Annotated in this window: 19 protein-coding genes and 1 tRNA gene; 7 read left to right on the forward strand and 13 right to left on the reverse strand. The window is 72.0% G+C overall.

The window, feature by feature from the left end; genetic code table 11:
- Positions 1 to 209: 209 nt before the first annotated feature.
- A complete protein-coding gene (locus BUQ68_RS20910; RefSeq protein ID WP_075217975.1) occupies positions 210 to 1,538 on the forward strand; it encodes an NAD(P)/FAD-dependent oxidoreductase in 1,329 nt (442 codons plus the stop codon).
- A 98-nt stretch (positions 1,539 to 1,636) separates the two neighbouring features.
- On the opposite strand, the gene BUQ68_RS20915 is transcribed toward BUQ68_RS20910, so the two are convergent.
- From BUQ68_RS20915 to BUQ68_RS20930, 4 genes are all read right to left on the reverse strand, one after another.
- Positions 1,637 to 2,218 (reverse strand): biotin transporter BioY, encoded by a 582-nt coding sequence (locus BUQ68_RS20915; protein WP_075217976.1) that lies wholly within the window; start codon positions 2,216 to 2,218, stop codon positions 1,637 to 1,639.
- Positions 2,215 to 2,913 (reverse strand): energy-coupling factor transporter transmembrane component T family protein, encoded by a 699-nt coding sequence (locus tag BUQ68_RS20920; RefSeq protein ID WP_075217977.1) that lies wholly within the window; start codon positions 2,911 to 2,913, stop codon positions 2,215 to 2,217. The genes BUQ68_RS20915 and BUQ68_RS20920 overlap by 4 nt, the downstream gene beginning before the upstream one ends.
- Positions 2,910 to 3,638 (reverse strand): energy-coupling factor ABC transporter ATP-binding protein, encoded by a 729-nt coding sequence (locus BUQ68_RS20925; RefSeq protein ID WP_083656778.1) that lies wholly within the window; start codon positions 3,636 to 3,638, stop codon positions 2,910 to 2,912. Before BUQ68_RS20925 ends, BUQ68_RS20920 begins: the two co-directional genes overlap by 4 nt.
- 142 nt (positions 3,639 to 3,780) lie before the next feature.
- Positions 3,781 to 5,241 (reverse strand): ArnT family glycosyltransferase, encoded by a 1,461-nt coding sequence (locus tag BUQ68_RS20930; RefSeq protein ID WP_075217978.1) that lies wholly within the window; start codon positions 5,239 to 5,241, stop codon positions 3,781 to 3,783.
- A gap of 283 nt (positions 5,242 to 5,524) precedes the next feature.
- Between BUQ68_RS20930 and BUQ68_RS20935 the strand changes: the two genes are divergently transcribed.
- Positions 5,525 to 5,601: transfer RNA gene (locus tag BUQ68_RS20935), tRNA-Met, on the forward strand.
- A gap of 294 nt (positions 5,602 to 5,895) precedes the next feature.
- Positions 5,896 to 6,201 carry a Dabb family protein gene (locus BUQ68_RS20940; protein WP_075217979.1) on the forward strand — a complete coding sequence of 102 codons (306 nt, stop codon included), beginning with the start codon at positions 5,896 to 5,898 and terminating at the stop codon, positions 6,199 to 6,201.
- 72 nt (positions 6,202 to 6,273) lie between these two features.
- Here BUQ68_RS20940 and BUQ68_RS20945 read toward each other — a convergent pair whose 3' ends face one another.
- Positions 6,274 to 7,215 (reverse strand): ChaN family lipoprotein, encoded by a 942-nt coding sequence (locus BUQ68_RS20945; protein WP_139315292.1) that lies wholly within the window; start codon positions 7,213 to 7,215, stop codon positions 6,274 to 6,276.
- A 205-nt stretch (positions 7,216 to 7,420) separates the two neighbouring features.
- Here BUQ68_RS20945 and BUQ68_RS20950 point away from each other — a divergent pair, with 205 nt between their 5' ends.
- The gene (locus BUQ68_RS20950) at positions 7,421 to 9,667 is read left to right on the forward strand and encodes a putative bifunctional diguanylate cyclase/phosphodiesterase (protein WP_075217980.1); all 2,247 of its coding nucleotides are present in this window, start codon (positions 7,421 to 7,423) and stop codon (positions 9,665 to 9,667) included.
- Between the two features lie 46 nt (positions 9,668 to 9,713).
- Here the strand turns inward: BUQ68_RS20950 and eda are convergent, their stop codons facing one another.
- The 7 genes from eda to BUQ68_RS20985 all read right to left on the reverse strand — a co-directional run bounded on the left by eda (position 9,714) and on the right by BUQ68_RS20985 (position 16,700).
- Positions 9,714 to 10,346: a bifunctional 4-hydroxy-2-oxoglutarate aldolase/2-dehydro-3-deoxy-phosphogluconate aldolase gene (eda, locus tag BUQ68_RS20955; protein ID WP_075217981.1), complete on the reverse strand. Its 633-nt coding sequence runs from the start codon at positions 10,344 to 10,346 to the stop codon at positions 9,714 to 9,716.
- Between the two features lie 137 nt (positions 10,347 to 10,483).
- Positions 10,484 to 11,872 carry an alpha,alpha-trehalose-phosphate synthase (UDP-forming) gene (locus tag BUQ68_RS20960; RefSeq protein WP_342587031.1) on the reverse strand — a complete coding sequence of 463 codons (1,389 nt, stop codon included), beginning with the start codon at positions 11,870 to 11,872 and terminating at the stop codon, positions 10,484 to 10,486.
- The gene (otsB, locus tag BUQ68_RS20965) at positions 11,869 to 12,603 is read right to left on the reverse strand and encodes a trehalose-phosphatase (RefSeq protein WP_075217982.1); all 735 of its coding nucleotides are present in this window, start codon (positions 12,601 to 12,603) and stop codon (positions 11,869 to 11,871) included. The genes BUQ68_RS20960 and otsB overlap by 4 nt, the downstream gene beginning before the upstream one ends.
- 69 nt (positions 12,604 to 12,672) lie before the next feature.
- On the reverse strand, positions 12,673 to 13,653 hold the full coding sequence (locus BUQ68_RS20970) for a 2-hydroxyacid dehydrogenase (protein ID WP_075217983.1): 981 nt from the start codon (positions 13,651 to 13,653) through the stop codon (positions 12,673 to 12,675).
- Positions 13,654 to 13,792: 139 nt separating this feature from the next.
- Positions 13,793 to 14,779, reverse strand: coding sequence for a LacI family DNA-binding transcriptional regulator (locus tag BUQ68_RS20975; RefSeq protein ID WP_245293336.1), 987 nt, complete (start codon positions 14,777 to 14,779; stop codon positions 13,793 to 13,795).
- A 183-nt stretch (positions 14,780 to 14,962) separates the two neighbouring features.
- Positions 14,963 to 15,940: a DMT family transporter gene (locus BUQ68_RS20980; protein WP_083656780.1), complete on the reverse strand. Its 978-nt coding sequence runs from the start codon at positions 15,938 to 15,940 to the stop codon at positions 14,963 to 14,965.
- A gap of 187 nt (positions 15,941 to 16,127) precedes the next feature.
- Positions 16,128 to 16,700: a MarR family winged helix-turn-helix transcriptional regulator gene (locus BUQ68_RS20985; protein ID WP_075217985.1), complete on the reverse strand. Its 573-nt coding sequence runs from the start codon at positions 16,698 to 16,700 to the stop codon at positions 16,128 to 16,130.
- Between the two features lie 273 nt (positions 16,701 to 16,973).
- Between BUQ68_RS20985 and BUQ68_RS20990 the strand changes: the two genes are divergently transcribed.
- From BUQ68_RS20990 to BUQ68_RS21000, 3 genes are read left to right on the forward strand one after another with little or no spacing between them, the layout of a single operon-like run.
- Complete coding sequence (locus tag BUQ68_RS20990) at positions 16,974 to 18,047, forward strand: CobW family GTP-binding protein (RefSeq protein ID WP_075217986.1); 1,074 nt, start codon at positions 16,974 to 16,976, stop codon at positions 18,045 to 18,047.
- 40 nt (positions 18,048 to 18,087) lie between these two features.
- Positions 18,088 to 19,131, forward strand: coding sequence for a WD40 repeat domain-containing protein (locus BUQ68_RS23925; protein ID WP_075217987.1), 1,044 nt, complete (start codon positions 18,088 to 18,090; stop codon positions 19,129 to 19,131).
- A 1-nt stretch (position 19,132) separates the two neighbouring features.
- Positions 19,133 to 20,305: a radical SAM protein gene (locus BUQ68_RS21000; protein ID WP_083656781.1), complete on the forward strand. Its 1,173-nt coding sequence runs from the start codon at positions 19,133 to 19,135 to the stop codon at positions 20,303 to 20,305.
- On the opposite strand, the gene BUQ68_RS21005 is transcribed toward BUQ68_RS21000, so the two are convergent.
- Positions 20,268 to 20,681 carry a hypothetical protein gene (locus BUQ68_RS21005; protein ID WP_075217988.1) on the reverse strand — a complete coding sequence of 138 codons (414 nt, stop codon included), beginning with the start codon at positions 20,679 to 20,681 and terminating at the stop codon, positions 20,268 to 20,270. The two genes, BUQ68_RS21000 and BUQ68_RS21005, sit on opposite strands and share 38 nt — an antisense overlap.
- Positions 20,682 to 20,695 lie beyond the last annotated feature (14 nt).

Here is a 20,695-nt window from a genome sequence, read left to right on the forward strand (position 1 = left end):
GACCATGACGAGCGAGGAGGAGGGGAGGGGAGGGGAGGGGCTGTGTTCGGGCTGGGCTCTGGTGATGGCTCGGCGATCGGCGCCGCTTTACGGGGCCGGCGGGGTCGTCTAGAGGCGGGGTTGGCCGGGGCGCGCCGGGTGGTAGCCCCAGGTCCAGACGTCGCGACTGCCATTCTTCGATCCGCAACCCACACCCATCGGGAGCCTTCATGGGACCGCCGCTCGACTTCGTTCCGTCCGACGACACGCTGCCCGCGTCCGCCGATGTGGTGGTGATCGGCGCGGGGATCGTCGGGATCGGGACCGCGCTGGCGTTGGCCGAGAGCGGGGTGGACGTGCTGGTGCTGGAGAAGGGTGTCGTCGCGGGCGAGCAGTCCAGCCGGAACTGGGGCTGGATCCGCGTGATGGGGCGCGATCTCCGGGAGGTGCCGCTCATGCTGGAGGCCCAGCGCCTCTGGGATCATCTGGCGCCCCGGCTCGACGTCGACATCGGCTACCGCCGGTCCGGCATCCTCTACGTGTCGGCGACCGAGGCGGAGGTGGCGAACCGGGAGGCCTGGGTGGCGGCGGCGCGGCCGTTCGGCGTCTCCAGCCGGCAGATCGGGGCGGACGCCGTGCTGGCCCTCATGCCGGGCCTGGCGCGCCGGCCGATGGGCGCGCTCCACACGCCGACCGATGCCCGCGCCGAACCTCAGAAGGCGGCCCCGGCGCTCGCACGGCTGGCGCGCAGTCTGGGCGCGCGCATCGTCACGGGCTGCGCCGTGCGCGGCTTCGACCGCATGGGGGGGCGGATCGCCGGCGTGGTCACCGAGCGCGGTGTCGTCCGCGCCGGTGCGGTGGTGGTGGCGGGCGGCGCCTGGTCGCGGCTGCTCCTCAAAGGCGTCGGCGTAACGCTGCCGCAGCTGAAGGTGCGCAACAGCGTCGCCCGCACCCGGCCGGTCGCCGGCGGGCCGGACGGGGCGGCGGCGCTCGCCGGGTTTGCCTATCGGCGCCGGCTCGACGGCGGCTTCACCGTGGCGGACGGCGACCGCAACGTCCACACCCTGGTGCCGGACAGCTTTCGATTCCTTCGCGCCTTCGTGCCGGCCTTCCGGGCCGAGGGCGAGAGCGTGCAGATCGGCTTTGGCCGTCGCTTCCTCGACGAGCTGCGCGAGATCCGCCCAGTGCCGCTCGACCGGCCGGGTGTCTTCGAGCGCACGCGCGTGCTCGATCCGGAGCCCGACATCGGCGCCGCCAACCGGGCGGTGGCGGCGATGGCGCGCGCCTTCCCGGGCCTCGGTCCGCTCGCGGTGGAGCAGATCTGGGCGGGTCTCATCGACGTCACGCCGGACGCGATGCCGGCGATCGGCACCGTGGAGGCCGTGCCGGGGCTGGTGGTCGCCACGGGCTTTTCCGGCCACGGCTTCGGCATCGGGCCAGGCGCCGGCCGGCTCGCCGCCGACCTCGTCACCGGCGCGCCGCCGGTGGTCGACCCGGCGCCCTTCCGCCTGTCGCGCTTCCTCGACGGCACGCCGGTCACCCTGGCGCCGCCGGTCTGAGGCCGGAGACACGACGTGCGTGTCGCCGGGCCGTCGTGGACCGGACGGCAGGGTTGAGGCCGCCCTCCGCCGCGGTGGCTCCTGGACGCGGCGCGTGCTCAGCGACGCGGGATCGGATAGGCCCGGGAGAGGGCGTGGGTGACGACGGCCGCGAGAGCGATCTTGATGAGGTCGCCCGGGATGAACACCGCCATGCCGAGGGTGGTCTTCACCAACCGCTCGCCGAGCGGCAGGCCCGCCTCGTTGGGCGCGACCGCCAGCAGCCATGCGATGCCCGCCGCGTAGTCGAGCACGATGGCGCCGAGAATGCCGCCGAGGCCGACGCCGAGGAGGGTCCGCCCCAGGCTGCTGCCGGCCGGGGCGATCCGCTCCGCCACGAGGCCGGTGACGAAGGCGGCAAGGATCCAGCCGAAGATGAAGCCGCCGGTCGGTCCGAGGAGCACGCCGAGGCCGCCGCGTCCGCCGGAGAGCACCGGCAGGCCGATCGCCACCAGGATCACCAGGAGCATCGCCACCGCGGCCCCCCGCCGGGCGCCGAGGATGGCGCCGGCGAGCACGATGCCGAGGTTCTGCAGCACGATCGGCACCGGCAGGGCGGCGACCGGGATGCCGGGGATGACCCCGAGGGCCACCACCAGGGCGGTGAAGAGGGCGACGAGCACGAGGTCGCGGGTGGTCATGAAGCAGGGTCCTTGCGGGGTTCAGGGAGGGGAGGGGACGAAGGGCCGGCGGCCGGCGTCGGCGGTGCCGGGTGAACCGGCGCGCGCGACGGGCCGGTGCCCGGATAGCCGCGGGCGTCGAGCGCCTCGGCGACCGCGTCGGCGGTGCGCAAGGTGCGCACCAGGAGCGGCACCAGCAGGCGCGGCGCGGAGGCCTTGAGGCCGCGCGCCTTGCGCGCCTCGTCGAGGGCGCCCGCGTGGGCGACGAGTTCCGGCACGAAGCGGATCACCAGCGCGATGGCAAGGCCGAGCCGCTCGGCCCCACGACGGCCGGCCGGTCCGAACCGCGTGAGGCCGTCCTCGATCAGGTCCTGGATGGCGCTGGTGCGCGTGGTCACGGTCACGGCGGTGGCGAGCGACACGAGGGCGACGACCCTCAGAACGAAGATCACGCCGTCGCGCCAGACGCCCGCAAGGGCCGAGAGCGCGAGGATCAGTGCCGTCACGAAGGCAAGGCCGATCGCCTGGCTGCGGATGAGGCCGGCCGGCGGGCGGGCGACAGCCAGGATCGCGAGGGCGAGAAGCGCCGCCGCGCCGAGCCAGCCGAGCCCGGTGGTGAGCGTCACCGCGACGCCGGCGACGAGGAGCGCGGCGAGCTTCGGCCCCGCGCCCAAGCGGTGCAGCACCGTGTCGCCCGGCTGGTAGAGCGAGATCACGCGTAGCGCTCCCGGTAGAAGGCGACCGCCGGGCCGGGCGGTCCGTCGAACGCCAGCCCGCCGTCCGCCATCACCAGGCAACGGTCAAAATCCGCCACCAGGGGCAGGTCGTGGGTGATCACCAGGGCGGCGGCGTCCATCGCGGCGATCGCCCGGGCGACGGTGTTGCGGTTGCGCAGGTCGAGCTGTGTCGTCGGCTCGTCGAACACCACCAGGGCGGGTTCCGTGACAAGGACGGCGGCCAGCGCCACCAGCTGGCGCTGGCCGCCGCTGAGGGTATGGCTGGACCGGTCGTGGAGGGCGCCGAGGCCGAAGCGCTCCAGCGCCGCCCGGGCGCCGGCTTCCGCCGCCTTGCGGCCGTGGCCGCGCATCTTCAGGCCGAGCGCCACGTCCTCGCCGACGATCGGCAGCACGATCTGGTTCTCCGGCGCCTGGAAGACGAACCCCACGGTGCGGCGGACGGCGGCGCCCTCGCGCGCCGTATCGAGGCCGTCCACGGTCACCTGGCCGCGGGTCGGCGTCACCAGGCCGTTCACCAGCCGGCCGAGGGTGCTCTTGCCGGATCCGTTCAGGCCGAGCACGCCGATGCGGCGCTCCCTCAGCGTCAGGGTGAGGTCGCGGATGACCGTCGCGCCGCCGAGGTCCACCGAGACCGCGTCGAAATGCACGATCGGGGGCGGCCGTCCGGATTCGGACGGCGCGTCCGGCGCCCCGTCTGCCGGCATTCCGCGTCCCTTGGTGTGCAACCCGTGTCCTCCCCACCCGCCGACGGGCGAACCGGGCGCGGGATAGCAGCGCGCCCGGCGCTTGTCCATCGGGAGTGTCGGCGCAAGGGACGGCGGCTCCCCGGCCGGCGGGCGGTCGCCGTCACCAGGCGAGCGGCGTCGCCTCCATCCGTTCGCCGCGGATCACCCCGCGCCCGACGGGAAGCGCGCGCGCCGGGCCGAGCGGCCGGGTGCCCGGAAGGACGACGGAGCGGTTGGGCGCGGTCACCAGGAGGCCCGGCGACGGCCGGTCCACGTCGAACGGGCGGGTCATCTCGTAGTGGTCGAGCGGCGGCCGGGTCGGGTCGCGCTCCACCGCGATGGCAAGGTCGCTGTCGCGGAGATAGTAGAGCACCGCCGCCACGTCGGAGCGTCGGTCGAGCACCACCGTGCGGCTGCCGGTCTCCACCGCCGCCTGCCGCACCGCCTCGGCGAAGGCGCGCCAGCCGAGCACCCGCTCGAACGGCCGCGCGCCCGTCGGCAGGCGGATCTCCGGCGCGAAGGCGGGCGCCACCAGGAGCACCAGCGCCACCGCCCCGTGGAGGGCCGTGGAGGCCTTCAGCAGCCGCTGCCGGCCATAGATCAGCAGCGCCACCGCCAGCACCGTGGCGCCTGGGTAGGCGGTCGCGGCCCAGTTGGCGTTCGCCCGCGAGATCAGCGCCTGGGCGGTGAAGATCAGGATGATGGGCACCGAGGTCGCGATCAGCAGCCGGTCGGCGAGCGGCCGGTCCGTGCGCCAGCGGCCGAGCGCGGCGATCAGCAGCACCCCGAACAGGATGGGCCCGAACACCCCCGCCTGGGCGGCGAAGAAGGCCAGCGCCTCGTCCGGATTGAACAGCGACCCCGACCATTTGGCGTTGTCGCGGGTGTGCATCAGCGTCACGAAGTCGTTCTGCGCGTTCCAGACGGCGTTCGGCACGAGGCCGACGACGCCGCCGGCGAGCCCCACCCAGACGGGCGGGGCGGCAAGGCGCCCGCGGGCCGCGGGGGTTGCGAGGAGGAAGAGGAAGAGGAGCCCCGGCAGGAGCAGCATCGGGTACTTGGCGTTCACGCCCACCGCCACCGCCGCCGCCAGACCGAGCGCCGGACCGTAGGCGGGCCGGTCGATCAGCCGCACGGCGAAGAGGAGGCCGGCGGCCCAGGCGAGCAGCAGCGGCACGTCGGTGGAGACGAGCGTCGCCGACAGGCTCACCGCCGGCAGGGTGGCGAAGGCGAGGGCGCTCCACGCGCCCACCCGGTCGCCGTAGAGCCGGGCGCCGAGCCGCCAGAGCACCAGCGCGGTCAAGGTGTGCAGGATGGGGCTCGACAGGCGCACCGCCCACTCGGCGCTCCCGAACACGTCGGTGGTCGCGCGGATCAGGAGGGCGACCAGCGGCGGCTTGGAATAATAGCCCCAGTCCAGCGCCTGCGACCACGTCCAGTACTGCGCCTCGTCGAAATAGAGGTCGGTCCGGTTGAAGACGAGCGCCGCCACCCGCAGCGCCCCGAGCGCCACCACCGCCAGGATCAGGCGGCGGACGAGCGGCGCATCGGCTTCGGACGTGGGCGGCAGGGCGAACAGCATGATGGCTCCGGCTTGCGCATTCTCTCACCGATCAAGTTGCACGAGCTGATCGATGAGAGAATGCTCCAGGCTTTTGAATCTGGGGCGATTTCCTGTCGACCTGACAATGCCGTCAGGTCGACAGGAAATCGCTCTAGCGGGAAAACCGCGGCATTCTCCGCTTTCCACAGCGTCCCACTCGCATGCAAGCTTGAGATGACAAAAAAATGTCGCCGCAGGGGTTTCAATCGCGATCTCAAGAAGCTATATGAGCCTCGTCGCCGCGAAACACCGGCGACTGTGACGCGGGGTGGAGCAGCCCGGTAGCTCGTCAGGCTCATAACCTGAAGGTCGTCAGTTCAAATCTGGCCCCCGCAACCAAAACTTTTACGTCGATCGTAGAAAAAGTCCTGACCGCAAGGTCTGGGCTTTTTCGCGTTCTTATCGGCTACTTTGGCTGATCTCCGCGAGGACGCCGCCAAAAACACCGCGACGCGGCCCGGATGCCGGCTTCACCTTGGCCGCAGCGGACCACGCGGCCCGATCCGCCCGCCCTCCGATCCCGCCCAGCTGCCCGATCCGCCCGCCCGGCGGGTCCCAGCCGCCACGCCCCGGCTTGACCTTGGCGGCGGCGCGGCTTAGGTCCCCCGCGATGCCGCAGCGCCGGAGGGCCCGTTGATCCGCCACATCGTCTTCTTCACGGCCCGCGATCCGGCCGATGTGGGGCGCATCGTCGAGGGGCTCTCCATCCTCAGGGACATCCCCCACGCGCGTGTCCTGGAGGTCGCCCCGAACGGCCGCATGGATCAGATCCTCAACGCGGTCGACGTGGTGGTCTACGGCGAGTTCGACGACGAGGCGGCGCTCGCCGCCTACAAGGCCCACCCGCTCTACGCGGAGGCGATCCGCCGGGTCCGGCCGCTCCGGGACCTTCGCTACGCGGCCGACTACGCCGTCACCGCCGCGCACGCCGGCCGCTAGCGCCTGCAAAGGAGCCTGACCGGTCTGCGCCCGCTCGGGCTTGACGTCATCCTGCCGTCGCGCGTCCCCGCGTCACTTCCTGAACGCCTCGCACGGGTCGCCCCGCTCCGGCGGGGGGCCGGTGCGCACCGTGCCGTCGAAGGCAGCGTCGCCCGGATCCGCCCCGTCGGCGGCCAGCGCGAAGGCCCGCACGGTCAGCGTCGGCGCCTGCCGGGCGAGCACCGCCGGCACGCCCCAGTCCCGGCGTGCGTGCCCCTGGCCGGCGATCAGCACCACCGGCCCCTCGGCGGCCGCTGCCATCACGGCGGCCGCCATGGCGCCATCGCGCGCCCGCTGCACCCGGATCATGGGCGCGATGGCGGTCTCCGGCAGCATTCCGCAGTGGGAGACCCGGAGCGTCTCGGCAAGGTCCGCCTCCGCGGCCGGGTCGAGGTCCTGGTCGAGGCCGAGCGCGGCGGCCCGGGCCGGGTCCAGCCCGTCCGCGCCCGTGCGCCCTGCCGCCCGCTTCTCCGCGTCCTCAAGGTCGCCCGCCCGGATCGGCAGGCCCGCCGAAACAGCAGCGCCGAACACCGGCGCGAAGAGGGCGAAGTCGCCCCAGCCCCGGTCGGTCCAGCGCAGCACGGCGCTGAGCCCGTCCACGTCCTCGGGCGCCGCCGCCCGGTGCGCGTCGAGGGCCGGCTGCAGGTCGGCCGGGATCATCTCGAACACCACTGTCGGGCGCCGGCCGAGCGCCACCATGTGGTCGATGGCGGCGGCCTGCAGCGCATGATGCGCCGGATCGTCGTGGATCTCGCCGAGCACCACCACGTCGGCGCCGGCGAGCGCGTCGGCAAGCGCGCTGCCGGGCGGGATCGGCTCCGGCGGTGTCGCCGCGAGCGCGCCGCCGGCAAGCGCCAGGGCGACCAGGCCGGCCAGCCAGCCCGCCAGCGCCGGCCGCGGCCCGCGAACCAACCGGCCCGCGTCCGCGCGGCCGGTTCCGCCCGGCACCGTCCCTGGGCGTCCGATCGCCGTCACGCGCGGAGCCGTCCGGTCTGTCCAATTTCCTGATTCCACCGCCATGCCGTCCGTCCTTTTCGTTCGCGACAGACATCGGCCGCGGCAAGCCTCGATCAAGCCCGCCGTCGCAATTTGGCGTGTAATGTCCTGTCTTCAACCGATTTAGGATTGCCATATAGATTTTTTAACAGGGTCGTGGCTTGATTATCCGGCTGGAGGAACGATGCCGTCCGAATCGCCGATCGAAGAGCGCAGGCTGAAGGAACTCTATCGGTTCCAGATCCTCGACACGCGCCGGGAGTCGACGTTCGACGACCTTTGCGAACTCGCGCGCGCGGCGCTCGACGTTCCGGTCGCCGGCATCGCCTTCGCCGATCGGAACCGGATCTGGTTCAAGTCCGTGATCGGCCTCTCCCTCGTGGAAATCCCGCGCGAGGGCTCCCTGGTGGATGCCGCCGTTCGGGCCGGCCACGCCACCGAGGTGGAGGACGCCTCGGTTCATCCGGATTTCGCCGGGCACCCGCTCGTGACCGGGCCGGAGCGGCTGCGCTTCTTCGCCGCCATGCCGCTCATGGTGCGCGATGGGCTGGTGATCGGCGTCCTCGCCGTCGGCGGACCCGTGCCGCATCGGCTGACCGAAAACCAGCGCTTCGTGCTGGAGCGGATCGCCGAGACGGTGGTCGACAAGCTCCGCCTGCACCGGCTCAGCCTGGAGCGCACCCGCGACAACGTCCGCAAGAAGGCCCGCAACGCCAAGATCGCCGAGCAGAAGTCGGAGATCGGCAAGCAGCGGCGCCTCCTGGAGCAGACCTCCCGCATCGCCCGCATCGGCGGCTGGGAGTATGACGTGCGCAACCGCCGTCTGGTCTGGTCCGACGAGATCTTCCGCCTTCTCGACATGCCGGTCGGCGCCCCGCCGGAGTTCGACGAGGTGGCGCGCTTCTACCGCGCGGACGTGCGCGACCATGTGATCGCCCACATGCGCGGCGCCTTGAAGCACGGCACCGCCTTCGAGATCGAATATCCGGTGACCACCGAGGAAGGGCGCGAACGCTGGGTCCGCTGCCTCTGCGAGGCGGAGTGCGACCGGGGCGGCGTCGCCCGCCTGATCGGCACCATCCAGGACGTGACCGAGCAGCGCGCCACCGAGCACGAGGTGCAGTACATCGCCACCCACGACGTGCTGACGCGCCTGCCGAACCGGGCGGTGTTCCAGGACCGGCTGGAGGCCGTCCTGGCGCCTGCCGCCAAGAGCGCCGACCACGGGCTGCTCCTCATCGACATCGACCATTTCAAGGACGTCAACGACACCCTCGGCCACCACGCCGGCGACGCCCTCCTCTCCGAGGTCGCGCGCCGGCTCGTCGGCGCCGTCGGTCCCGGCGTGATGGTGGCCCGCCTCGGCGGCGACGAGTTCGCCGTGCTCATTCCCAACCTGTCGGATCCGTCCGACCTCACGGCGGCGGCGGACCACATCATCGCCTCCCTCGGCGCGGTGGTGCTCTACGAGGACGAGTCCATCCCGGTCACCGGCAGCATCGGCGCCGCCATCGGGCGGAGCGGCGAGGCCGCCGAACAGCTCCTGAAGGACGCCGACATCGCCCTCTACGAGGCGAAGGCCGCCGGCCGCAACCGCATCGTCCGCTTCGACCGCTCCATGCGCGACGAGATGGAGCTCCGCCAGTCCATCCTGCGGGCCATGCGCCAAGCCATCATCCGCCGGGAGCTCCTGCTCTACTACCAGCCGAAGGTCTCCCTGGGCACCGGCGCGCTGGTCGGGTTCGAGGCGCTGATCCGCTGGAAGCGGCCGGACGGCTTCGTGGCCGGGCCGAGCTTCTTCGGCGTCGCGCTGGAGGACATGCAGCTCAGCCAGACCATCGGCGACATCGTGCTGGAGCAGGCGCTCGACCAGGCGGCGGAATGGCGGAGCGCCGGGCTGCCGTTCGGCACCATCGCCATCAACGTGGCCACCAGCCAGTTCCGCCGTGGCAATCTGGCCGAGCAGGTGCTCGCCGGCCTTGCCGCGCGGAACCTGCCGCCGTCGAGCCTCACCGTGGAGGTGACGGAGAACGTCCTTCTTGCCAAGGACATCCGCAACGTGGCCGAGACCCTTGAGGCGCTGTCGTCCGCCGGCGTCCGGATCGCGCTCGACGACTTCGGCACCGGCTACGCGTCGCTCACCCACCTCAAGGACTTCCCCGTCGATCTTCTGAAGATCGACCGGTCCTTCGTCAGCAACCTGGTCACCAGTCCGGAAAGCCACGCCATCGTGCGGGCGATGATCGGCCTTGCGCACGACCTCGGCGTGGAGGTGGTCTGCGAGGGCGTCGAGACCCAGCAGCAGCGCGACATCCTCTCCGGCCTCGGCGGCGACTACGCCCAGGGCTATCTCTACGCCCGCCCCATGCCGCCCGCCCAGGCGGAGGCGCTCTTCCAGGCAGAGCCCGCCCGCCGCGTCGGCGCCGCCTGACCGGGTCGACCGGCCGGACGGCACCCGCGGGGCCCGATGCCGCGCCTCAGCCCTTGAGGCCGGTCGCCTCGCGGGCGAGCGCCTCGATGCGGCCCCAGTCGCCCGCCTTCACGGCGTCGCCGGGCGCCACCCAGGAGCCGCCCACGCACACCACGTTCGGCAGCTTCAGGTAGTCGCGGGCGTTCTCCGCCGTCACGCCGCCGGTCGGGCAGAACATCACGTCGGCGATCGGCGAGGCGAGCGCCTTCAGGTAGGTCGGGCCGCCCGCCGGGCCGGCGGGGAAGAACTTCAGGATCTTGAAGCCGCGCTCGCGGGCCATCAGGGCCTCCGACGCGGTGGCGACGCCCGGCAGGATCGGCACGCCGAGGTCGAGCGCCGCGTCGAGGATGGCCGGCGTGGTGCCCGGGCTGACGAGGAACTTCGCCCCGGCCGCCACCGCCTCGCGCGCCTGCGACGGGTCCAGGATGGTGCCGGCCCCCACAACGCCGCCGTCGATCGCGCTCATGGCCTCCACGGCCTTCATCGCGCAGTCGGTGCGCAGCGTCACCTCCAGCGCCGGCAGCCCGCCCTTGACGAGCGCGGTGCCGAGCGGCACGGCGTCCTCCAGGCGGTCGACGATCAGCACCGGCACCACCGGGGCCCGGCGGAGGACGGCGAGAAGAGCCTCGGTATCGGTCATGGCGGGGAACTCGCGGGCGTTGGCCGGCCCTCGCGCGGCGGGCGCGGGGCGGGCGGGGAGGGGATCCCCGCACGGGTATCGCCGTTGAACTTTCGGCGCAAGGCCGATTTGCCGCAGCGCAAAGCGGCGATCGCCGCTCAGCCGTCGAGAAGGCGCAGGAAAGCGTTGGCCCAGTTGCGCGCGTCCCCTTCCACCAGCCGCGCATAGAGCGCGTCGTGCCGCGCCCGGCGTTCGTCGAGCGGCATGTCGAAGGCGGACTTGATGGCGAGCGCCACCTCGTCGGCCGCATAGGGGTTCACGATCAGCGCCTCGCCCATGGTCTCCGCCGCCCCGGCGAAGCGGGAGAGGAGGAGCACGCCCGGGTCCTCGTGGTCCTGCGCCGCCACATACTCCTTGGCGACGAGGTTCATCCCGTCGCGGAGCGGCGTGACGAGCGCAAGCCGGCTCGCCCGGTAGACGCCGGCGAGCGCCCGGCGCGGGAAGCCGCGGGTGATGAAGCGGATCGGCGTCCAGTCCACGTCGGCGAAACGGCCGTTGACGTGCCCGGCGAGGTGTTCCAGCTCCCGGCGGATGTCCATGTAGGCGTCCACCTCCGAGCGGGACGGCGGCGCCACCTGGAGCAGGCTCACCTTGCCGCGGTGCTCCGGATACTCCTCGAAGAAGCGCTCCACCGCGCGGAAGCGATGCGGGATGCCCTTGGAATAGTCGATGCGATCGACCCCGACGATCTGCCGGCGGCCGTTGAGGTGGCGCTCCAGGCGGGTGCGCTCGCGCTTGGCCTCGGGGCCTTCGGCGAAGCCGTGGAAACCCTCCGTGTCGATGCCGATCGGAAAGGCCGCCACGGTCACCTCCCGGTCGAAGGCGCGGACCCGGTGGCCGCCGAGGTCGACCCCGTTCGCCTCCTCCTTCAGGTAGTCGATGAAGTGCCGCCGGTCCCGGTCGGTCTGCAGGCCGATCACGTCGTAGGCGAGCAGCGAGCGCACGAGGTCCCGGTGACGGGGGAGGGCGCTCAGCATGTCCGGCGGCGGGAAGGGGATGTGCAGGAAGAAGCCGATCCGGTTCTCCACCCCCATCCGGCGCAGCTCCGCGCCGAGGTGGAAGAAGTGGTAGTCGTGCACCCAGATCTGGTCCTCGGCCCGCAGCAGCGGCAGGAGCCGGGCGGCGAAGCGCTCGTTCACCCGCCGGTAGCCCGCCTCGAAGGCCGGTGAGAACTCCGCGATGTCGAGCCGGTAGTGGAGCACCGGCCAGAGCGTCCGGTTGGCATAGCCCGCGTAGAACTCCGCGTTGTCGGCCGGATCGATGTCGATGGTGGCCAGATCCACCGTCTTCGATCGCTCCCGGTGCAGCTCGGAGAAGGTGCCGGCGTCCGTCACCTGGCCGGACCAGCCGAACCACACGCCGCCGCGCTCGCGCAGCATGTCGACGAGCGCGACCGCGAGGCCGCCCGCCTTGCCGGTGTCCTTCAGCGGACCGACCCGGTTCGACACCACCACGAGCCGCTTGGTCTTGGCCGCGTCCGCCATCATGCCGCCCCGTCCGCCAGTCGGGCGAGGAAGCGGTGCACGTCCGAAACGGTGCCGAGGCGGACCGGCGCCACCGTCGGCCCTTCGCCCACCTTGATGGCCGCGCCGCCGCGCGCGAGCGCCGCGCGCATGCCGTCCTCGTCGGTCACGTCGTCGCCGACGAACAGCGGCCGCCGACCCGCGAAGGCCGGCAGGGTCAGGCAGTGCTCCACCGCGGTCGCCTTGGAAAAGCCGGAGGGCTTCACCTCCACCACCATCTTGCCGGCGAGCACCGCAAGGTCTGCGTGCGGGGCGGCGAGGTCGTGGAGGAGGGTCAGCACCGCCTCCTGGGCGTCCGGCGCCTGGCGGTAGTGCACCGCCAGCGTCAGCGCCTTGTCCTCCACCAGCACCCCGTCGGTAGCGGCGATCCCGCTCGCCGCGATCCCCTGGCGCACCCGGTCGAGCGAGGCCGGCGGGGCCCGGCGCACCACCGCCCCGTCCGGCGCGTCGCGCGCCTCCAGCCCGTGCAGGCCGTTGGCGACGAAGCGGAAGGGGGCGAGGAAACCGTCCAGATCCGCCACCGGCCGGCCGCTCACCACCGCAGCCGCGCCGGCGAACAGGGCCTGGACGCGGGCGAGGATCGCCGGCAGGGCGGGGGAGACCGTCACCGCCTCGGGACGGGGCGCCAGGTCCACCAGCGTGCCGTCGAAATCGAGGAAAAGCGCAGTCTCGTCAGGCTTCAGGTCAAGCATCATCAAGGCGGCAACGCGGCGCCGCCGTGATGGTTCCGAGGCCGGACGGCCATTTGTCTGATTCTATCGGCCTCAGCCGCCGCGTGTGAACCGGGCCGGCACGGGCGTCTCCGGCACCGGCGTCAGCGGCCCACGCCCGTCGAACCAGGCGAGGAGGTTGTCCACCTGCAGCTGGCCCATGGCCTCCCGGGTCGGCACCGAAGCGCTGCCCACGTGGGGGAGAAGCACCACGTCGTCGCGGGTCATCAGGCCCGGGTGGATCCGCGGCTCCGCCTCGAACACGTCGAGCCCGGCGCCCAGAAGCCGCCCGGCCTCCAGAGCCGCCACTAGGGCGGCCTCGTCCACCACGGTGCCGCGGCCGATGTTGACGAGCACACCCTCCGGCCCGAGCGCCTCCAGGACGGCGGCGTTCACCGCGTGCCGGGTCGCGGCGCCACCGGGCGCCACCACCATCAGCGTGTCGACCGCCGCGGCGAGCCCCACCAGCGTGTCGTGGTAGGCATAGGGCGCGTCCGCCACCTTGCGCCGGTTGTGATAGGCGATGGAAAGCCCGAACGCTTCCGCCCGCCGGGCGATCGCAAGGCCGATGCGCCCCAGCCCGAAGATGCCGAGCCGGCGCCCCTTCAGCGAGCCGCGGGTCAGCCGATAGGCACCGTCGCGCTCCCAGCGGCCGGCGCGCACCCAGCGCTCAGCGGCGGACAACTCGCGCACCGCCATCAGGAGCAGCCCCATGGCGGTGTCGGCCACCTCCTCGGTCAGAACGTCCGGCGTGTTGGTCACCACCACCCCGGCGCCGGCCGCATGGTTCACGTCCACCGGGTCGTAGCCGACCCCGAAGTGGGCCACGATCTCCAGCGCTGGCAGCCGCCCCATCAGGGCGGCGTCGACCCCGGCGCTGCCGGCCGTCGCCACCGCGCGGATCGCTGGCCCCACCTTTTCCAGGAACGCGGCCTTGTCGTCGGCTCCATGCAGGTCGTGCACCTGGAACCGGGCCTCTAGCTGGTGCCGGACGAACGGCATGGAGGGGCCGGTGAGAAGCAGCGGAATGGCCATGAAAACCTCGACGGACGGGATTGCGGCGGGCGCGGATGATGATGACGCACTCATATCACGGCGCCGCTGTAGCGGAACCGGGATCCCCCGGCGTGTCGCCGAAGGCCGCCGTCGTCCCGCAGGCGACCGATGTCGTCCGTCAGCCGCCGGTGCTGGAGGCCCGCACTTCCAGGCGCGGCGGGATCAGCAGGCGCTGGAACGGCGGCTCGTCGCCCTCGATCAGCGCCTTGATGGCGCGGGCGGCCTGCAGGCCGATCTCGTCGGAGCCGTTCTTCACCGTCGTCAGCGCGGGCGCCCAGCTGGCCGAACCGTCCACGTCGTCATAGCCGGTCACGGCCATGTCCACGCCAGGCTTCAGGCCGGCCTTGGAGAGGCCCGCCATCACGCCGAAGGCGATCAGGTCGTTGAAGCACACGACGGCGGTCGGCCGCGGCGTCAGCGCCAGCAGCTGGTCGACGATGTTGCGGCCGTCTGTCAGCGTCATCAGCTCGGGAATGTCGGCCACCGGCGTCAGCCCGGCCTCGCGCATGGCGGCCAGGAAACCGCCGTGCCGGTCGCGGCCGGCGGAGGTCATGCGCCGTCCGCCCACGATGGCGAGCGACTTGTGGCCCTCGCCGATCAGGTGGGTGGCGATCTCGTACATGCCGCGGAAGTCGTCGCCGCGCACGCTTGGCGCGGTGGCGCCGTCCACGTCGCGGCAGATCACCGTCACCGGCGTGCCGGAGCGCACGATGGCGTCGATGTCGGCCGAGGTGGTGCCGAGCGAGGGGCAGATCACCAGCCCGTCGGCGTTCTGCTGCTGCAGGACCTGCACGAAGTTCCGCTGCCGGTGGATCTCGTCCCGGTGGTTGCAGATCAGGATGGTGAAGCCCTGCGCCTCCAGCTCCGCCTCCACGGCCCGGAAGACCTCGGCGAAATAGGGGTTCAGCACGTCATGGACGACCACGCCGACGATGTCGGTGCGCGACGTCCTGAGGCTCGCCGCCTGGCGGTTGTAGATGTAGCCGAGCTCCTGCGCGAGCGCCTGAACCTTCTTGCGGGTTTCCTGCGACACGGCGGGGTTGTCGCGCAGCGCAAGCGACACCGTCGCGGTGGACACGTCGAGCTGTGCTGCGAGCTGGCTCAACGTGATGCGCCGGCGGCGTGATCTCCGGACGTCGTCCGGACTGGGGGCCACCATGGTCCGTCCCTTGTTGGGATGTGTTCGGATGGTGATGGCAGGGAAGATGCGCAGTCGTCAAGACATATGGACAGGGAGGGTTGACGGAACTCCCAAGGGTGGACGTGCCTGAGGCCTGCCGTGCGGCCCTCAGGCCACCCGTCCGGTCTCCGAGCCGTGGGCTTTGCGCACCCGCTCCCGGTGCAGCAGGTAGAGCCCTGAGGCCACCACGATGCCGCCGCCGATCAGCGTGTTCGCCTGCGGCACGTCGCCGAACACCAGGAAGCCGGACAGCACCATGTAGACGATCTGGATGTAGTTGAACGGCGCCAGCGTCGCCGCGGTGGCGTAGCGGTGGGCGAGGATCACCAGGAAGTGGCCGAGCCCGCCGCAGACGCCGGTGAGGAGCAGGAGCCCCAGCATCAGCCCGCTGTCCGGCGTCACCCACACCGCCGGCACGAACGGCGCGAGCAGGAGGGTCGGCACCCCGGCGAGCACCAGGATCATGCTGCCGGGCGATTCCGTGCCGGCGAGTGCGCGGGTCATCAGCGCGTAGACCGAATAGCTGAGGACCGAGAGGAGCGAGAAGACCATCGCCGGATGGAAGGCGGCCGAGCCCGGCTGGGTCACCACCAGGATGCCGCCGAAGCCCACCAGGATGGCGGCGAGGCGCTTCGGCCCGACGCTTTCCCGGAACAGCACGAAGGAGATGCCGGCGATGAAGAGCGGCGCCAGGAAGGAGATGGTCACCGTCTGGGCGAGCTGAAGATGATTGAGCGCCACGAAGTTGAACGCCGTGCAGGCGGTCAGCGCCAGCGCCCGGATCGTCTGAAGCAGGGGCTTGCCGGTCCGCCAGGCGGTCGGCGCCAGCACCGGGTTGAGGATGAGGGCCGCCAGCACGAAGTGGATCGCATAGCGGATCCACACCACCTCCAGCACCGGCACGCCCATGGTGGAGACCACCTTGGCGGCGGTGTCGAGCCCGGTGAAGAGCAGCACCGACACCATGATGAGGCCGATGCCCTTCAGCCGCGCGCCGGCGTCGTCGTCCCGGTGAAGCGACGGAGCGCTCCGGCCACCGGAACCGCCGGCCTGGATGGGCTCGTCGTCGCTGGAAATGGTCTTCACCTCGATCGTCCCTGGCCGGAGTGTCCCCACCGACCCCTATGCTATGTCTCCCTTATGAACCAGGACGCGGTCCGCCTACAGCCGTCTGCCGCCCGAAAGGCGCCGGACAGCCATGCGCGGCGAGCATGGCTGCGGCGTTCCGGACGGGGCGCCGGCGCGGTCCAACGATCGGCTGGCGCTCCGCCGCTCAGGCGTCCACCGGGTCGGCGGACGCCACGACGGCCTTCTCGGCTGCCGCGGGGGCGGTCTCCGCGGCCGGCGGGACGGCGGCCGGCAGACCCTCCGGCTCCAGGTCCTCGTCGTCCGTCCCGGCCAGATCGTCGATGCCCGACCCCAGCGAGAGGTTGCGCTCCACGGCCCGGAGCAGCTTGCGCAGCCGCTTGCGGTCCTTGTCGTCGAGCCCGGCCAGCGCCTCCTTCTCCACCCGCTTCCAGGCGGTGTCGACGGCGGCCACGCGCTCGCGGCCGACCTCGGTCAGGTAGACGCGGGCGAGTCGCCCGTCGGAGGCGGACACCTGGCGGGTCACGAGGCCCTGGGCGCCGAGGCGCGCGATCATCTTGGTGACGGTCGGCGGCTGGACGCCGAGCGCGCCCGCGAGTTCGGACATCGACTGCCCGTCCTCGGTCTCCAGCGCCTTCAGCACGGCCTCCTGGCCCGCGTGCAGTCCGATCCGGCCGAGGTGCACGCCGGATCGCGTGCGATGGGCACGGGCGGCCTGCGCGAGCCGGAAGGTCACGCTCTTGCGGTGGTTGAAGCTCATCTCTTCCCCTCGTCGGGCTGATAGCGATGCACCCCTTCTCGCACGTCTCCATGTCACTTATTTAGGTGGTGAACAGCGGCCCGTCGGAACCGTCGTCCACCTGCCTTGCGCCGTGTCCGGGACCCTCCCGGCCCGGCGGCGCACGGGCCGGCGTGACGGCGGCGCCCGGGCCGTGCTAAGTCCGGTCCCAAAGTTGCCGGAGGGGCCCTCCAGGCGGCGCGGCGCCCGTCGGCGTCAGAAGCCCACCGGCTTTCCCAGTCTCAAGGTGATTCCATGACCGCTCAGTCCACCGGCGCCCTGGTGCCCGTCACCGTCCTCACCGGCTATCTGGGGGCGGGCAAGACCACCCTCCTCAATCGGATCCTCACCGAGGACCACGGCAAGCGCTACGCCGTCATCGTCAACGAGTTCGGCGAGATCGGCATCGACAACGACCTCATCGTCGACACCGACGAGGAGGTGTTCGAGATGAACAACGGCTGCATCTGCTGCACGGTGCGCGGCGACCTGATCCGCGTCGTCGAAAACCTCGCCAAGCGCAAAGGCAGCTTCGACGCCATCATCGTGGAGACGACCGGCCTCGCCGACCCAGCCCCGGTGGCGCAGACCTTCTTCATGGACGAGGAGGTCCGCAAGATGTCGCGGCTCGACGCGGTCATCACCGTGGTCGACGCCAAGCATCTCCTCGACCGTCTCGCCGACGCCCCGGAGGCGGAGGACCAGGTGGCCTTCGCCGACGTCATCCTCCTCAACAAGACCGACCTCGTCACGCCCGAGCATCTGGCCGAGGTGGAGGCGACGATCCGCCAGCTGAACCCCTATGCGCGCATCCACCGCACCACCCGCTCGGCGGTGCCGCTCGACGCCATCCTCGACAAGGGCGCGTTCGACCTCGACCGCATCCTCAGCCTCGACCCGCACTTCCTCGACGCCGACGACCACGGCCACGACGACCACGTGTGCGGCCCCGACTGCGACCACGACCACCATCATCACGACCACGCGCACGACCACCACCACGGTCACGACCACGCCCACCACCACCGCCACGACACGGAGGTCACCTCCATCTCGCTGAAGGGCGGCGAAGTGGATCCGGAGCGCTTCATCCGCTGGATCGGCGAGGTCACCCAGGCGCAAGGCCCGAACATCCTCCGCCTCAAGGGCATCATGGCGTTTGCCGACGAACCCAAGCGCTACGTGGTGCAGGGCGTCCACATGATCGTGGAGGGCGACCTGCAGCGCGACTGGCGCGCCGACGAGCCGCGCGAGAGCCGTCTCGTCTTCATCGGCCGCAAGCTCGACCGGGCCGCCCTGGAGGCCGCCTTCCGCGCCTGCCTCGCCTGACGGCGCTCCACCCCGCCCGCCTTCACGAGGACCTTGCCTCTTGCCCACCGTCACGCCCGTCACCGCCGCCGGCTACGTGCTCTACGCCGGCTATCTCGCCGACGCCCCGGTCTTCCTGTCCGCCGACGGCTCGGTGGTGCTCGGCACCGAGGGCCAGAGCGGCCAAGAGGGCCAGAGCCGCCCGGAGGGCCAGAGCGGCCCGGAGGGCCAGGGCGGCCCGCAGGGCCGCCGCGAGAGCATCGGCGGCGGCGTGCTGGCGGCGGTCCGCGACCTCGACGGCCGCTCCCTCGTCACCGGCGGCGACGACGGCCGGGTCTGCCGGCTCCATGCCGACGGCACGGTCACGGTGATCGCCGAGAAGCCCCGCAAGTGGATCGACCAGGTGGCCGTAGGCCCGTCCGGCGCGGTCGCCTTCGCGTCCGGCCGCACGGTCTGGGTGCGCGAGGCGTCGGCCAAGGAGCACGAGCTCGTCCGCCCGCGCGCCGTCGGCGGCCTCGCCTTCTTTCCCAAGGGCCTGCGCGTCGCCATCGCCGGCTACAACGGCGTCGGCCTCTGGTTCCCCGGCGCCACGGCACCGCCGCAGGAGCTGGAGTGGAAGGGCTCGCACATCGCCGTCACCCTGTCGCCGGACGGCGCCAACGTGGTCACCTCCATGCAGGAGAACGCCCTCCACGGCTGGCGCCTGAAGGACGGCCAGCACATGCGCATGTCCGGCTATCCGGTGAAGGTGAAGTCGCTCTCCTGGTCCATGAAGGGCCGCTACCTCGCCTCGTCCGGCGCCGGCGCCGCCATCTGCTGGCCCTTCCACTACAAGGACGGCCCCATGGGCAAGCGCCCGCTGGAGCTCGGCCCCCGCCAGGAGCTCGTCACCCAGGTCGCCTGCCACCCGTCCGAGGAGATCGCCGCCCTCGGCTACGAGGACGGCATGGTGCTCCTCGTCCGCTTCTCCGACGGCGAGGAGGTGCTGATGCGCCGCCCCGGCGACGGCGGTCCCGTCACCGCGCTCGGCTGGAACCGCACCGGCCTGGAGCTCGCCTTCGGCACCGAGGCGGGCGCCGCCGGCGTCATCGACCTCGCCGGCTGACATGTCCGCCCTTCCGTCCGCCATCGCCAACGCCCCCCCGGGCACCAGCCCGGCGCCCCCGGGCACCAGCCCGGCGGAGCAGGCCGCGCTCGACGCCCGCTACGACGCGCTCGCCCGGGCCGAGCGCCTGCTCCCCATCAAGATCACCGGCTTCTACGCCCGCAAGCTCGACGCCGAGGTCGCCGCCCTCGGCCACACGGACGGCCCGCTCAACCGCGCCGCCCGGCCGCCGCGCGAGCGGTTCGATCTTGCCGCCGGCCACGAGGTCGCCGACTGGGTGGACGACCGCTCCAACATGCCGGTGCCGGGCTCGACCGCCATCATCCACAAGTACCCGGACCGGGTGCTCTTCATGCCGACGTCCGTCTGCGCCGGCCACTGCCAGTACTGCTTCCGCCAGGACGTGCTCACCGACCAGCACGAGGCCGGCCGCACGCGCGTTCCCGCCGAGCTCGACGCCCTCGTCGCCTACCTCGCCACCCGGCCGCTGGTGCGCGAGGTCATCCTCTCCGGCGGCGACCCGATGACGCTGCCGACCCGCGACCTCGCCCTCATCCTCCGCACCCTCAAAGCCCTGCCGCGCCCCCCGGCGATCCGCATCCACACCCGCACCCCGGTGTTCGCCCCGAAGGCCGTCGCCGATCCGGAGCGCGTCGCGCTCCTCGCCGAGGCCGACGTGCGGCTCGTCCTCCACGTCATCCACCCCTACGAGATCTGCGCCGAGGTGGAGGCCGCCCTTCTGGCCCTCCGCCGGGCGGACGTGCGGCTCTACAACCACTTCCCGCTCCTTCGCGGCGTCAACGACGACCCGGACCTCCTCGTCGACCTCATCACCCGCCTCGACGACAACCGGGTGCGCACCCTCTCGGTCTACGTGCCGGAGCCGATCCGCTTCTCCGCCCCCTACCGGATCGGCCTCAAACGCCTGTTCGCCCTTCAGGACGCGTTCGTGGCGGCGGCGCCGAGCTGGGTCAACGCCGTCCGCTTCACCCTCGACTCGCCGCTCGGCAAGGTCCGGCGCGAGCATATCGAGGCTTGGGACGAGGCTCGCGGCCTCGTCACCTTCGCCCGCGAGGGGCGGCGCTTCGTCTACCCGGACTTTCCCGCCCACCTGGACGTGCCGGGCGATCCGGACGTCATGCGGTGGAGGCAACCCGGCCGACCGGCGGGGTGAGCGCCGCGCGCGCCGGGCGGAACACCGTCACGGCGAACAGGATGGCCGCCACGAAGGCCGCGATCGACGCGAGCGCCACCAGCGGCTCCAGGGCGGTGTTGCCGAGGAGGAGGAAGCTGAGCGCCGGGAAGAACACCACGATGGCGGCGGTGTGCAGGCCCCAGATCGCCTTCGGCACGAGGCCCACCGCCTTCTCCGGCACCAGCGCGAAATAGGTGCCGTAGCCCACCGACAGCACGAAGCCGAGCAGGATCAGGTGCGCATGCGCCGGTGCGATCGCGTGGTTGTGGCTGGCCGACATGCCGATGCCGGTCGCCATGCCGGCCAGCAGGAAGACGGCCCCTGACTTGAAGAACAGGTTGGACACAGTATTCATAGCGTTATCCCTCA

It is taken from the genome of Mongoliimonas terrestris, from assembly GCF_001927285.1.
Taxonomy (GTDB): Bacteria; Pseudomonadota; Alphaproteobacteria; order Rhizobiales; family Pleomorphomonadaceae; genus Chthonobacter; species Chthonobacter terrestris.

Bases quoted from the DNA above. Each gene is read 5' to 3' on its own strand.
- BUQ68_RS20930 (WP_075217978.1), bottom strand. From the start codon at position 5,241: ATGCTGTTCGCCCTGCCGCCCACGTCCGAAGCCGATGCGCCGCTCGTC.
- otsB (WP_075217982.1), bottom strand. From the start codon at position 12,603: ATGATGCTTGACCTGAAGCCTGACGAGACTGCGCTTTTCCTCGATTTC.
- BUQ68_RS20990 (WP_075217986.1), top strand. From the start codon at position 16,974: ATGACCGCTCAGTCCACCGGCGCCCTGGTGCCCGTCACCGTCCTCACC.
- BUQ68_RS21005 (WP_075217988.1), bottom strand. From the start codon at position 20,681: ATGAATACTGTGTCCAACCTGTTCTTCAAGTCAGGGGCCGTCTTCCTG.
- BUQ68_RS20985 (WP_075217985.1), bottom strand. From the start codon at position 16,700: ATGAGCTTCAACCACCGCAAGAGCGTGACCTTCCGGCTCGCGCAGGCC.
- eda (WP_075217981.1), bottom strand. From the start codon at position 10,346: ATGACCGATACCGAGGCTCTTCTCGCCGTCCTCCGCCGGGCCCCGGTG.
- BUQ68_RS21000 (WP_083656781.1), top strand. From the start codon at position 19,133: ATGTCCGCCCTTCCGTCCGCCATCGCCAACGCCCCCCCGGGCACCAGC.
- BUQ68_RS20925 (WP_083656778.1), bottom strand. From the start codon at position 3,638: ATGCCGGCAGACGGGGCGCCGGACGCGCCGTCCGAATCCGGACGGCCG.
- BUQ68_RS20915 (WP_075217976.1), bottom strand. From the start codon at position 2,218: ATGACCACCCGCGACCTCGTGCTCGTCGCCCTCTTCACCGCCCTGGTG.
- BUQ68_RS20950 (WP_075217980.1), top strand. From the start codon at position 7,421: ATGCCGTCCGAATCGCCGATCGAAGAGCGCAGGCTGAAGGAACTCTAT.
- BUQ68_RS20910 (WP_075217975.1), top strand. From the start codon at position 210: ATGGGACCGCCGCTCGACTTCGTTCCGTCCGACGACACGCTGCCCGCG.
- BUQ68_RS20970 (WP_075217983.1), bottom strand. From the start codon at position 13,653: ATGGCCATTCCGCTGCTTCTCACCGGCCCCTCCATGCCGTTCGTCCGG.
- BUQ68_RS20960 (WP_342587031.1), bottom strand. From the start codon at position 11,872: ATGATGGCGGACGCGGCCAAGACCAAGCGGCTCGTGGTGGTGTCGAAC.